This is a genomic window from Micromonospora sp. NPDC005197 (assembly GCF_040608295.1).
Taxonomy (GTDB): Bacteria; Actinomycetota; Actinomycetes; order Mycobacteriales; family Micromonosporaceae; genus Micromonospora.
This window is the reverse complement of record NZ_JBEXHY010000002.1, coordinates 1-13,341: the sequence shown is the minus strand read 5'-3', so window position 1 is coordinate 13,341 and position 13,341 is coordinate 1. Positions and strand designations below refer to the sequence as shown.

Here is a 13,341-nt window from a genome sequence, read left to right as displayed (position 1 = left end):
TGACTCCTCGGCTGTCGAATCGTGATGTCCTCAGCGCAGTCTGCCGGAACCAGCCGGCGGGCGCGTCGCGTCCGAGCTATCGCCACTGAAGCTGACGACGATGGGAGCGGGGATGGACGGACGAGAAGGACGACGCCGCGGCGCACTACTGGCGGCGGTCACACTTGCGGCGGCGCTGGCCCTGGCGGGATGCGGTGCCGGCGACAGCGGCTCGGCGGACTCGGCGGGTTCGGCGGCCGAGGCGCCCGCCGCGGCGGGCGGGGCGGCCGACAAGGACAGCGGCGCGGACGCGGCGGGGGCGGCCGGCGCCGGCGCCGGTGCTCCGGACCTGCGGGTCGACCAGCGGGCGATCATCTACACCGGATCGATGCGGGTGCAGGTCGCCAATGTGGACGACGCCGCCCGTGAGGTCAGCGCCGTGGTCACCCGGGCCGGTGGTTTCATCGGCGGCGACCAGCGGCGCAGCGCCGAGGCCGACGCCGTGGCGGAGTTGCAGCTGCGAGTCCCGGCGGCGAAGTTCGCCGGGGTCGTGGAGGAGGTCGCGAAGCTCGGCCGGCAGCAGAACCGGGAGATCAACACCCAGGACGTCACCGAGGAGACCGTCGACCTGGAGGCCCGGATCATCACTCAGCGGGCGCGCGTGGACAGCGCACGGCGGCTGCTCGCCCGCGCCAACTCGATCACCGACCTGGTGTCGTTGGAGAACGAGTTGGGTCGCCGGGAGGCGGACCTGGCCTCGCTGGAGGCCAAGAAGCGGCGGCTGGCCGACCTGACCGCGTTGTCCACGATCACGGTGTCACTGGCCGGGCCGGCGGCGAAGACCAGCGAGGAGAAGGCCGAGACCGGCTTCCTGGTCGGGCTCAAGGGGGGCTGGGAGGCGTTCGTCTCCTCGATGACGATCCTGCTCACCGTCCTGGGCGCGCTGCTGCCGTGGCTGGTGGCGTTCGGCGTACCGCTGGCTATCCTGCTGCTGGTGCTGAGCCGGCGACGGAAGACGCCAGCGCTCGGCGCTGGAGTCAGCGCGCCGCCGCCAGTGCCCGCAGCGCGGTCTGCACCATGACGCGTACGCCGGCCGGGATGGCCCGCTCGTCCACGTCGAAGGACGCGCGGTGCAGGTCGACGTTGGGCCCGGTACGGCCCACACCGAGGCGGGCGAGAGCGCCGGGGACGTACTCCAGATACCAGGAGAAGTCCTCGCCGCCCATGCTCTGGGGCGTCTCGGCGATCCCCTCCGGCCCGAGCGCGGCGCCGGTGGCGGCGGTCAGCACCTGGATCGCCCGGGAGTCGTTGCTCACCGGCGGCCGGCCGCGCAGGTACTCCAGGTCGACGGTGGCGCCGGTCGGGGCGATCACGTCCCGCACCACCTGAGCCACGATCTTGGGAGCCTGCTCCCAGGTGTCGCGGTCCATGACGCGCAGCGTGCCCGAGGCGGACGCCTCGGAGGGGATGACGTTGTAACGGGTGCCGGCCGAGGCGTGGCCGAACACCAGCAGCAGCCCGCTGTTGGCCGGCACCCGGCGGCTGACCAGGGCCGGCACCTCGGTGATCAGCCGGCCGAGGGCGTCGACCAGGTCGACGGTCAGGTGCGGGCGCGCGGTGTGCCCACCCGGCCCGGAGAGCCGGACGGTGACGTTGTCGGCGGCCGCCGTGATCGGGCCGACCCGCAGGCCGACCTGGCCCACCGGCAGGTTCGGGTCGCAGTGCAGCGCGAAGATCTGCACGACGTCGTCCAGGCCGCCGGCCTCGATGACCTCCAGCGAACCGCAGGGCAGGATCTCCTCGGCCGGCTGGAAGATGAGCCGGACCCGGCCGTCCAGCTCGCCGAGGTCGGCGAGCTGGGCCAGCAGCATGCCGACGCCGAGCAGGATCGAGGTGTGCACGTCGTGGCCGCAGGCGTGGCAGACGCCCTCGACGGTGGAGCGGTACGGCACGTCCTTGGGGTCGTCGAGCGGCAGGGCGTCGATGTCGGCGCGCAGCGCGATGATCGGGCCGTCGGGACGGCCGTTGACGTCGCAGATCACGCCGTTGCCCTTGGGCAGCAGCCGAGGGTGCAGGCCGGCCAGGGAGAGCTCCCGGGCGATGAGGGCCGCCGTCTCGAATTCCGTACCGGACAACTCGGGGTGCGAGTGGAGGTGACGGCGCGTGGCGATGAGCCCCGGTACCCGAAGGGCGAGGAGGTGGTCCAGGTCGCGGGGCAGGGGCTGGGACCCGGGCGGAGTCTCCGGCCAGGACGACGCCAGCTGGCCGCCCGTGGGCAGCGTCAACGCACTCGTCACGTCGAATTCTCGATCACTAGAGATGGATGGATCATCGGGGACAGCAGACAGCCTAGACCTCCGGCGGTGACGCTGCGCAACCTCGTTACGGTGATGATCGGACCGCGTAGCGTCACGTATGCCCTGCTGAGGGCGCACGTCAAGGTGCGGGACCGCAGGTAGATCGCGTTCGAACGCCGTCATCTGCCCCCTCACCTCCTACAACGCGTAACCAGACCGGGCGGCCACGAATCGCGCTACGGCCCCTGGACCCGCTCTGCGAATTGTCGCATTAGTCGGGGTGATGAACTGACACTCCGACAATAAGACGACCACGCTCCGCAACGGGCCGGACAAGGACGCTCACATACGTCCGCCCATCCCGACCGCACACCGTGTGCGTTGCGGCACGCATCCCGTCGGCGTACCCCCGAAGCCGGGCGGACACACCCGGGGGCGTCTCGGTCAGAACCGGTCGGTCAGAACCGGTCGGTCAGAACCGGTCGGTGGGGCGGTACAGCCCCCACACCTCGCGCAGCGTCCCGCAGACCTCGCCCACCGTGGCCCGGGCCCGCAGCGCCTCCTTCATCGGGTACAGCACGTTGTCCGAGCCCTCGGCGGCGGCCCGCAGCTCGGCGAGGGCACGCGTCACCGCGTCGGCGTCCCGCTCGGCGCGCAGCCGGGCCAACTTCTCGGCCTGCGCGGCCTCGATCGTCGGGTCGACCCGCAGCGGCTCGTACGGCTCCTCCTCGTCGATCGTGAACCGGTTGAGCCCCACCACCACCCGCTCGCTGGAGTCGATCTCCTGGGCGATCCGGTACGCGGACTGCTCGATCTCCCGCTTCTGGAACCCGGCCTCGATCGCGTCGACGGCCGAGCCGTGGTCGGCCACCCGCTCCATCAGCTCCACGGCGGCGGCCTCGAGCTCGGCGGTCATCGCCTCCACCACGTACGAGCCGGCGAACGGGTCGACGGTGGCGGTCAGGTCCGTCTCGTACGCCAGCACCTGCTGGGTGCGCAGCGCGAGCCGGGCGGCCTTCTCGGTGGGCAGCGCGATCGCCTCGTCGAAGCTGTTGGTGTGCAGCGACTGGGTGCCGCCGAGCACCGCGGCCAGGCCCTGCACCGCGACGCGGACCAGGTTCACCTCCGGCTGCTGGGCGGTGAGCTGCACACCGGCGGTCTGGGTGTGGAAGCGCAGCATCATCGACTTCGGATCCTTGGCGCCGAAGTCGTCACGCATCAGCCGGGCCCAGATCCGCCGGGCGGCGCGGAACTTCGCCACCTCCTCCAGCAGCGTCGTACGGGCCACGAAGAAGAACGACAGCCGGGGCGCGAAGTCGTCCACCGCGAGCCCGGCGGCCAGCGCGGCCCGGACGTACTCCATGCCGTTGGCCAGCGTGAACGCGATCTCCTGCGCGGGCGTCGCGCCGGCCTCGGCCATGTGGTAGCCGGAGATGGAGATCGTGTTCCACTTCGGCACCTCCTTGCGGCAGTACGCGAAGGTGTCGGCCACCAGGCGCAGCGACGGCTTCGGCGGGAAGATGTACGTCCCGCGGGCGATGTACTCCTTGAGGATGTCGTTCTGGATGGTGCCGTTGAGCGCCGAGCCCGGCACCCCGTTCTCCTCGGCGACGATTTGGTAGAGCAGCAGCAGCACCGAGCCGGGAGCGTTGATCGTCATCGAGGTGGACACCTTGTCCAGTGGGATGTCGGCGAAGAGCAGCCGCATGTCCTCGATGGAGTCGATGGCCACCCCGACCTTGCCGACCTCGCCGTGCGCGATCGGGTCGTCGGAGTCGTACCCCATCTGGGTCGGCAGGTCGAAGGCGACCGAGAGACCCATGGTGCCGGCCCGCAACAACTGGTGGTAACGAGCGTTGGACTCGGTGGCGGTGCCGAAGCCGGCGTACTGGCGCATGGTCCACGGGCGGGAGGTGTACATCGTGGGGTAGACCCCTCGCGTGTACGGGAACTCGCCCGGGCCGCCCAGCCGGGAGTCCAGGTCCTCCGGAAGGTCGGCCGCCGTGTAGACGCCCTTGATCGGGAAACCGGACTCGCTTGACCGCCGTTCACTCATCCCCGGATGGTAGGACGCGCCGGCTCATGGTCGGGTGAGGGATACCGCACAGTGCGTCCCGACACCTCGACGGGAGGTGAACGGTTGGGCACGATCTGTGGACTTCGGTAAACGTCCGCCGCGTCGGCTTTCGCATCGGGCGTCGGAACCAGCAAGATAGGGGGGTTGTGTCCCAGCCCCCCTCGATTTCCCCCGGTGGCTTTTCTGTGACTCAGATCCCGACGTGGAGCGGCGGACAGGTAAGTCCCGCCAGCGGACGAGCAGCGCCCGGCACCACCATCGGTGGCCGGTACTCGCTGCGGTCCGCGGTGGGCAACGGCGGCATGGGCACGGTGTGGCGTGCCACAGACACCCTGCTGCGCCGCGACGTGGCGGTGAAGGAGGTCGTCCTTCCCCCGGGCCTGGCGCCCAGCGACCGCGACGCCATGTACGAGCGGACGCTGCGCGAGGCCCGCGCCGCCGCCGCCATCCAGCACCCCGCCGTGGTGCAGGTGTACGACGTGGTCACCGAGGCCGGTCGGCCCTGGATCGTCATGGAGCTGCTGGACGCCCGCAGCCTCGCCGACATGGTCATCGAGGACGGTCCGGTCGCGCCCCGCGCGGTCGCCAAGATCGGCATCGCGCTGCTCGGCGCGCTGGAGGTCGCGCACGCCATCGGCGTGCTGCACCGCGACGTCAAGCCGGCCAACGTGCTGATCTGCTCCGACGGGCGCTGCGTGCTGACCGACTTCGGTGTCGCCCGGATGCCCACCGACGTGCAGCTCACCACCCCCGGCATGGTGCTCGGCTCACCGCACTTCATCTCGCCCGAGCGGGCCATGGGCCAGGAGTTCGGCCCGCCGAGCGACCTCTTCTCGCTGGGTGTGACGCTCTACACGGCCGTCGAGGGGCGTCCGCCGTTCGACAAGGGCGACCCGATCGAGACCATGCACGCCGTCGTCGAGGACCCGCCGGCCCCGCCGCAGCGCAGCGGCGCCCTGACCCGGGTGCTGATGGGTCTGCTGGAGAAGGACCCGGCCCGCCGACTGGACGTGCACACCTCCCGGGCCATGCTCCGCGAACTGCTCGCCGGCCCGCTGGGCAGCACCGCCACCGCCGTGCACTCGGTCACCGACCCGTACGCCGTGGTGCCCGTGCAGCAGCGCCCGGCCCCCGTCCACCAGCCGGCCCAGCCGGAGCCGAAGCCGGAGGACCAGATCGGCGGCCGGGCCATGCTGGCCCCGGGCGAGTCGCTGACCAACCGACTGGCCGCGCTGCGCCGGGGCGAACGTCCGCAGCCGGCCAGCGCAGCCGCCACCGCTGCCGCCGCGCTGGACGAGACCAGCGCCGACGCGCTCGCCGGTCCGCTGCACACGCCGACCGGCGCGATGCCCACCGCCGGCCGTCCCGCCGCCGGGCGCACCTATGGCGGCAGCGCGGACGCCACCCAGCGGGTGGATGCCGGCGCCCACCCCGATGCCACCCAGCGGGTCACCTACGGCAACCGGCCCGACGCGACACAGCCGGTCGGCTACGGCGCGCCCGAGGCCACCCAGCGCATCGGCGGCAGCACCTACGGCGGCGGCAACCAGTGGTCGGTGCCGGGCACCGGCCAGCCCTGGACGACGCCGTCCACCGCTTCCGGCGGCGGCGCCCTGGACAAGGTCCGCGCCACCGGGGGCCAGCTCGTCACCACAGTGAAGGGCTGGCCGCGCAAGGTGCAGCTCGCCGCGGCCGGCGGCCTGGCCGTGGTACTGCTGATCAGCATCGTGGCGCTCTCCAGCGGCGACGACCCCGCCCCGAGCGCCCCGCAGGCGCAGCCCACCCCGTCCGCGCCCGCAGCCTCGGGTGTCGAGATGCAGGAGCACACGGCCCGCGGCATCCAGGTCATGGTGCCCAAGGGCTGGAAGAAGGCCACCGGCGGCTCGTACACCGACTACATCGACCCGGAGGACAGCGGCCGCAAGGTGCGCATCATCACCGAGAAGTGGTCCAGCAGCTCCACCCGGTGGGCCGAGACGGCCGAGAACGGCCTGAAGACCCGGAGCACCTCCTGCGTGAAGCCGTACGCGCAGGTCGCGTCGACGGAGACCAAGCTGGCCGACAAGCCGGCCGCCGAATTCGAGTACACCTGCGGCACGGGCGACGCCATGCGGCACGGCATCTGGCGCGGCGTGGCGCAGGACGGCAAGGCGTACTCGTTCTACCTCACCGCGAACGACGCCAAGTTCGCCGAGAGCAAGCCGATCTTCGACGAGATGGTGCGCACGTTCCAGCTCACCGGCGACGGCTGAGCCGAGGGAACCGACAGCGGTGATCCGCCGCCGTGCTATCAAGGGGCATGGCGGCGGACACCACTGACATCAACGACATTCGCGAGCAAGCCCGACGTTGGCTGGCCGACGACCCCGACCCCGCCAGCCGGGACGAGCTGACGGCGGTGCTCGACCGGCTGCCGGCGAGCGCACCGGAGCTGGCCGACCGGTTCGCCGGTCCCCTGACCTTCGGCACCGCCGGCCTGCGCGGCCCGCTGCGCGCCGGCCCGAACGGCATGAACCTCGCCGTGGTCACCCAGGCCGCCGCCGGGCTGGTCGGCTGGCTCGCCGCCCAGGGCGGCACCGGCCCCCTGGTGATCGGGTACGACGCCCGGCACGGCTCCCGCCAGTTCGCCGAGCGCACCGCCCAGGTGGCCACCGGCGCCGGCCGACCGGCGCTGCTGCTGCCCCGCCCGCTGCCCACCCCGGTGCTGGCGTACGCGGTGCGCCAGCTCGGCGCGGTCGCCGGTGTCATGGTCACGGCCAGCCACAACCCGCCACAGGACAACGGCTACAAGGTCTACCTCGGTGCGGAGCTGGGCGGTGAGCTGGGCGCCGGGGCGCAGATCGTGCCGCCGGCCGACGCCGGCATCGAGGCCGCGATCCGGGCGGTCGGTCCGCTGACCCAGGTGCCGCTGGGCCGGCCCGGCGAGGTGCTCGGGGACGACCTCGTCGCCGCGTACGTCGAGCGGGCCACCGCCGTGATCGACCCGGACGGGCCGCGGGACCTGTCGGTGGCGTACACCCCGCTGCACGGGGTGGGTGCGGCGGTGCTCACGGCGGCGTTCGTCCGGGCCGGTTTTCCGATCCCCGGCGTGGTGCCCGACCAGGCCGAGCCGGACCCGGAGTTCCCCACCGTCTCGTTCCCCAACCCGGAGGAGCCGGGGGCGGTGGACCGGCTGATCGCGCTGGCCGACGCCACCGGCGCGGACCTCGCCATCGCCAACGACCCGGACGCGGACCGCTGCGCGGTGGTCGTCCGGGAAGGCGAAGACGGGCAGGACTGGCGGATGCTGCGCGGCGACGAGGTGGGCGTGCTGCTCGCCGACCACCTGATGCGACGCGGAGTGACCGGGCTCTACGCCACCACCATCGTCTCGTCGTCCCTGCTGCGGGCGATGTGCGCGGCCCGGGGCCTGCCCTACGACGAGACGCTCACCGGGTTCAAGTGGATCGTCCGGGCCGGCGGCGGGAGCGCGCCGCTGGTCTTCGGCTACGAGGAGGCGCTCGGCTACTGCGTCGCCCCGGAGCACGTCCGGGACAAGGACGGCATCACCGCAGCGCTGACCGTGGCCGAGCTGGCCGCCGGCCTCAAGGCGCAGGGTCGTACGCTGACCGACCGGCTGGACGAGCTGGCCGCCGAGTTCGGCGTGCACCACACCGACCAGCTCTCCGCACGGGTGGACGACCTGCGGGAGATCGCCGACGCGATGGCCCGGATCCGGGCGGCCACCCCGACCACGCTGCTGGGACAGCCGGTCGACAGCGTCCGGGACCTGCTGCCCGAGGCGGACGTGGTGATCCTGCGCACCGCACGGGCCCGGGTGGTGATCCGGCCCTCCGGCACCGAGCCGAAGCTCAAGGCGTACCTCGAGGTGGTGGAGCCGGTCGTGGACGGTGACGTCCCCACCGCCCGCCGCCGGGCGGCGCAGGCGGTGGCCGCCGTGCGCGGCGAGATCGCCACAGCTCTGGGGCTCTGACCGACGGGCCACGCCGGGGCCGACCACCCGGCCGCCCGCCCCCTGCCTGTTTCCTTTGCTCTGCTTCAACCCACGCTACGAAAACCGGCCCGGACTGTTGCCTCCGGTGAAGCAGAGCAAAGGACACGCAGCAGGAGGGCCAGGCCGACGCCCGGTCGCACCTCGGGGAACCTCCGCTCGCGGGTCAGCGGCGCGGGCCGAGGGCCTGGTCGACGGCGATGCCCAACGCGGCGACGACCAGGCCCACCGACGGGCGGACCACCGAGTCGTCGATGCTGACGTCACCGGAGAAGCCGGCGCCGGTGGCGATCTCCTGAAGCCGGCGGCGGGCGTCGGCGACGTCCTCGCCGCTCATGCCCAGCGCGGACTCCATCCGCAGCACCACGACCAGGGTGGCCAGCGCGGCGGTCCGCTCGTCCGGGGCCGCCGCGCCGGTCAGCGCCTCGGTCAGCCGCTGGCGGGTGTCCGCCTCGACGGAGGTGTCCACCACCGGATACCGGTGTACGTGGATGAAGCCCAACTCGGTCTCGTCGACGTCCTGCACGACGCCCTGGGCGCACAGGTCACCGAGGATGCGGTCGCGCAGGCCGTGCCGCAGGCGCTGCACCCACGAGGCCGGGGTGTGCGGGGTGTCGGCGGCGATCCGCCCGAGCACCTCGTCGGTGACCGGCTCGCCGGTGGGCGTCGGGTCGACGACGGTCAGGTTCCCGTCGGCGTACGCGATCCGGCCGGCCAGTGCCAGCTCGACCAGCACCGCGGCCGCCATGCCCAGGTCCAGGCTGATCCGCGGCATGGTCGCCTTACCGGTCGAGTCGTCGTAGGCGAGGAGCAGCAGCTCCTCGGCGAGCGCAACACCAGTCATGGCCCGAGACGGTAGCGGGTCCGCGCACCACCGCGCGCGGACCCGCCGTTACCCGGCACGGACCGGGTGGAAGATCAGAACCGGGGCATGCCGCCGAACTGGCGGTCACCGGCGTCACCGAGCCCGGGAACGATGAACATGCGGTCGTTGAGGCCCTCGTCGATCGCGGCGGTGACCAGGCGCAACGGCAGGCCGGAGCGCTCCAGCCGCTCGATGCCGACCGGCGCGGCGAGCACGCAGAGCACGGTGATGTCGGTGCAGCCCCGATCGGCCAGCAGCCGGCAGCAGTGCTCCAGCGAGCCGCCGGTGGCCAGCATCGGGTCGAGCACCAGCACCGGCAGGCCGGTCAGGTCGCGCGGCAGCGACTCCATGTAGGCGCGCGGCTCGTAGGTCTCCTCGTCGCGGGCCAGGCCGACGAAGCCCATCGAGGACTCGGGCAGCAGGCCGAGCGCGGCGTCCGCCATGCCCAGGCCGGCCCGCAGCACCGGCACCAGCAGCGGCGGGTTCGCCAGCCGGGTGCCCTCGGTGGCGGTGACCGGCGTCTGCACCGGGTACCGCTCGACGGGGAAGGTGCGCGCCGCCTCGTACACCAGCATGGTGGTCAGTTCGTGCAGCGCCGCCCGGAACGTCGAGGAATCGGTGCGCGCGTCCCGCATGGCGGTCAACCTGGACTGGGCCAGCGGGTGGTCAATGACGTGTACGTCCACGATCGCTCAACCTACCGGGCCGTTCGGCGTGCTGGTGCGGGTGCGGTCGTACCGGCGACGCCGCTCACGTCGGGCCCACCGTGACCAAGATCACTCAGCGGTTCCGTGCGTAGACTTCTCGGCATGACGGCGACAACGACGTCGGCCCGGTCGGACCTCTCCGAGCTGGGACGATCCGAGACCGCTCTGCGGACCTTCCTGCACGGCCTGCCCGGCGTGGACCAGGTCGGCGCGGAGCAGCGGGCGGCACAGCTCGGCACCCGATCCATCAAGACCACCGCCAAGGCCCAGGCGATCGACCTGGCGATCCGGATGGTCGACCTGACCACCCTGGAGGGGGCGGACACCCCCGGCAAGGTGCGCGCGCTGGCCGCGAAGGCGCTGCGCCCGGACCCGGCCGACCCGTCCTGCCCGCACGTCGGCGCGGTCTGCGTCTACCCGGCGATGGTCCCGTACGTCGCCGAGGTGCTGCGCGGCTCAGGCGTGCACCTGGCCAGCGTGGCGACCGCGTTCCCGTCGGGTCAGGCGCCGCTGGAGATCAAGCTGGCCGACACCCGGGCCGCCGTCGCGGCCGGCGCCGACGAGATCGACATGGTGATCAACCGGGGCGCGTTCCTGGCTGGGCGCTACAAGGAGGTCTACGACGAGATCGTGGCCACCAAGGAGGCGTCTGGAGACGCCCACCTCAAGGTGATCCTGGAGACCGGCGAGCTGGCCACCTACGACAACGTGCGCCGGGCCTCCTGGCTGGCCATGCTGGCCGGCGGCGACTTCATCAAGACCTCCACCGGCAAGGTCCCCGTCGCGGCGACGCTGCCGGTGACGCTGGTGATGCTGGAGGCGGTTCGCGACTTCCGGGCGGCGACCGGGCGGCAGGTCGGCGTGAAGCCGGCCGGTGGCATCAAGACCACCAAGGACGCCATCAAGTACCTGGTGATGGTCAACGAGACCGTCGGCGCGGACTGGCTCGACCCGGACTGGTTCCGCTTCGGCGCGTCCAGCCTGCTCAACGACCTGCTCATGCAGCGCACCAAGCTGACGACCGGGGTCTACTCCGGTCCCGACTACTTCACCCTGGACTGATAGCCGATGTTCGAATACGCCCCCGCCCCCGAGTCCCGCTCGGTGGTGGACCTCAAGCCCTCGTACGGGCTGTTCATCGACGGTAAGTTCGTCGACCCGACCGACGGCGGCAGCTTCAAGTCGATCAACCCCGCCTCCGAGGAGGTGCTGGCCGAGATCGCCGAGGCCGGCGCCCAGGACGTGGAGCGCGCGGTCCGCGCCGCCCGTCAGGCGTACGACAAGGTCTGGGGTCCGATGCCGGGCCGCGACCGGGCGAAGTACCTGTACCGGATCGCGCGGCTCATCCAGGAACGCTCCCGCGAGCTGGCCGTCCTGGAGTCGCTGGACAACGGCAAGCCGATCCGCGAATCCCGCGATGTCGACCTGCCGCTGGTCGCCGCGCACTTCTTCTACTACGCCGGCTGGGCCGACAAGCTGGGCCATGCCGGCTTCGGGCCCGACCCGCAGCCGATCGGCGTGGCCGCGCAGGTCATCCCGTGGAACTTCCCGCTGCTCATGCTCGCGTGGAAGATCGCCCCGGCGCTCGCCGCGGGCAACACGGTGGTGCTGAAGCCCGCCGAGACCACCCCGCTGACCGCGCTGCTGTTCGCCGAGATCTGCCAGCAGGCCGACCTGCCGGCCGGCGTGGTCAACATCGTCACCGGCGCCGGCGACACCGGCCGCGCCCTGGTCGAGCACCCCGGCGTGGACAAGGTCGCCTTCACCGGCTCCACCGAGGTCGGCCGGGCCATCGCCCGGTCCGTCGCCGGCACCCGCAAGAAGCTCACCCTGGAGCTGGGCGGCAAGGCCGCCAACATCGTCTTCGACGACGCGCCGATCGACCAGGCCGTCGAGGGCATCGTCAACGGCATCTTCTTCAACCAGGGGCACGTCTGCTGCGCCGGCTCCCGCCTGCTCGTCCAGGAGAACGTGGCCGACCTTGTGCTGGAGTCGCTGAAGCGGCGGATGGCTCAGCTCCGCGTCGGCGACCCGCTGGACAAGAACACCGACGTCGGCGCGATCAACTCCGCCGCCCAGTTGGAGCGGATCCGCGAGCTGTCCGACGCCGGCTCCGCCGAGGGCGCCGAGCGCTGGTCACCGCCGTGTGACCTGCCCGACCGGGGCTTCTGGTTCGCGCCCACCATCTTCACCGGCGTCACCCAGGCCCACCGCATCGCCCGCGAGGAGATCTTCGGCCCAGTGCTGTCGGTGCTCACCTTCCGCACGCCGGCCGAGGCCGTCGAGAAGGCCAACAACACTCCGTACGGGCTGTCGGCGGGCATCTGGACCGACAAGGGCTCGCGCATCCTGTGGATGGCCGACCGGCTGCGCGCCGGCGTCGTCTGGGCCAACACGTTCAACAAGTTCGACCCCACCTCGCCGTTCGGCGGTTACAAGGAGTCGGGCTACGGTCGCGAGGGCGGCCGGCACGGGCTGGAGGGGTACCTGAATGTCTGAGCGGGTCGCGGTACGCAAGACGTACAAGCTCTTCATCGGCGGGAAGTTCCCGCGCAGCGAGTCGGGACGGTCGTATCTCGTGCAGTCCTCGAATGTGTCACTGGCCTCCCGCAAGGACGCCCGGGACGCGGTGGTCGCCGCCCGCGCCGCCGTCAAGGGCTGGGCCGGCGCGACCGCGTACAACCGGGGTCAGATCCTCTACCGGGCCGCCGAGATGCTGGAGGGCCGCCGCGAGCAGTTCGTCGCCCTGGGCATCCCCGGCGACGAGGTGGACGCCGCGGTGGACCGCTGGGTCTGGTACGCCGGCTGGGCCGACAAGCTCGCCCAGGTGTACGGCGGCGCCAACCCGGTCGCCGGCCCGTACTTCAACATCTCCGCGCCGGAGCCGACCGGCGTGGTCGCCGTGGTCGCCCCGGAGCGCCCGGCGCTGCTCGGCCTGGTCAGCGTGATCGCCCCGGCGATCGTCACCGGCAACACCGTGGTGGTGGCGGCCTCGCCGTCGGAGCCGCTGGCGGCGGTGACGCTGGCCGAGGTGCTGGCGACCTCCGACCTGCCCGGCGGGGTGGTCAACATCCTCACCGGCGCGATCACCGAGACCGCGCCGGCGCTGGCGGCGCACATGGACGTCAACGCGATCGACCTGACCGGGGTGACCGACGCGTCGCTCGCCACCGAGCTGGAGGTCAAGGCCGCGGAGAACCTCAAGCGGGTGCTCCGACCGGCCGAGGCGGACTGGTCCGCCGATCCGGGCGTGACCCGGATGACTGCGCTGCTGGAGACCAAGACGGTGTGGCACCCCAAGGGGGTGTGATCGTCTGTCCTCGGCCTTTGGGTTTTCCGGGAGAGCCCGCGCGCTCGGGGTGGGTTTTCCGGGGGAGCCCGCCCACTCCGGGCGGTCAGGCTTGATCCCTGCGTGGGCGGGCTCC

10 protein-coding genes are annotated in these 13,341 nt (G+C 72.2%); 6 read left to right on the top strand and 4 right to left on the bottom strand.

Annotated elements, in window-relative coordinates:
- Positions 1-91: 91 nt before the first annotated feature.
- Positions 92-1,060 (top strand): DUF4349 domain-containing protein, encoded by a 969-nt coding sequence (locus ABZU46_RS01110; RefSeq protein ID WP_354854296.1) that lies wholly within the window; start codon positions 92-94, stop codon positions 1,058-1,060.
- Here ABZU46_RS01110 and ABZU46_RS01105 read toward each other — a convergent pair.
- Positions 1,017-2,276 (bottom strand): amidohydrolase, encoded by a 1,260-nt coding sequence (locus tag ABZU46_RS01105; protein WP_354853975.1) that lies wholly within the window; start codon positions 2,274-2,276, stop codon positions 1,017-1,019. The two genes, ABZU46_RS01110 and ABZU46_RS01105, sit on opposite strands and share 44 nt — an antisense overlap.
- A gap of 472 nt (positions 2,277-2,748) precedes the next feature.
- Complete coding sequence (locus tag ABZU46_RS01100; protein ID WP_354853972.1) at positions 2,749-4,332, bottom strand: methylmalonyl-CoA mutase family protein; 1,584 nt, start codon at positions 4,330-4,332, stop codon at positions 2,749-2,751.
- Positions 4,333-4,538: 206 nt separating this feature from the next.
- Here ABZU46_RS01100 and ABZU46_RS01095 point away from each other — a divergent pair, with 206 nt between their 5' ends.
- Positions 4,539-6,605, top strand: a complete 2,067-nt coding sequence (locus ABZU46_RS01095; protein WP_354853969.1) for a serine/threonine-protein kinase — start codon at positions 4,539-4,541, stop codon at positions 6,603-6,605.
- A gap of 47 nt (positions 6,606-6,652) precedes the next feature.
- Positions 6,653-8,326, top strand: a complete 1,674-nt coding sequence (locus ABZU46_RS01090) for a phospho-sugar mutase (protein ID WP_354853966.1) — start codon at positions 6,653-6,655, stop codon at positions 8,324-8,326.
- A 184-nt stretch (positions 8,327-8,510) separates the two neighbouring features.
- Here the strand turns inward: ABZU46_RS01090 and ABZU46_RS01085 are convergent, their stop codons facing one another.
- Both ABZU46_RS01085 and upp read right to left on the bottom strand, forming a co-directional pair.
- Complete coding sequence (locus tag ABZU46_RS01085; protein WP_354853964.1) at positions 8,511-9,188, bottom strand: GPP34 family phosphoprotein; 678 nt, start codon at positions 9,186-9,188, stop codon at positions 8,511-8,513.
- A gap of 74 nt (positions 9,189-9,262) precedes the next feature.
- Complete coding sequence (upp, locus tag ABZU46_RS01080; protein ID WP_354853962.1) at positions 9,263-9,895, bottom strand: uracil phosphoribosyltransferase; 633 nt, start codon at positions 9,893-9,895, stop codon at positions 9,263-9,265.
- 123 nt (positions 9,896-10,018) lie between these two features.
- Between upp and deoC the strand changes: the two genes are divergently transcribed.
- Genes deoC through ABZU46_RS01065 form a run of 3 tightly spaced genes read left to right on the top strand, consistent with a single transcriptional unit; the run spans position 10,019 to position 13,226 of the window.
- Entirely contained in the window at positions 10,019-10,978 is a 960-nt protein-coding gene (deoC, locus tag ABZU46_RS01075; protein WP_354853959.1) for a deoxyribose-phosphate aldolase, read from the top strand.
- A 6-nt stretch (positions 10,979-10,984) separates the two neighbouring features.
- Positions 10,985-12,415, top strand: a complete 1,431-nt coding sequence (locus ABZU46_RS01070; protein ID WP_354853956.1) for an aldehyde dehydrogenase family protein — start codon at positions 10,985-10,987, stop codon at positions 12,413-12,415.
- Entirely contained in the window at positions 12,408-13,226 is an 819-nt protein-coding gene (locus ABZU46_RS01065; protein ID WP_354853953.1) for an aldehyde dehydrogenase family protein, read from the top strand. Before ABZU46_RS01070 ends, ABZU46_RS01065 begins: the two co-directional genes overlap by 8 nt.
- Positions 13,227-13,341: the final 115 nt, after the last annotated feature.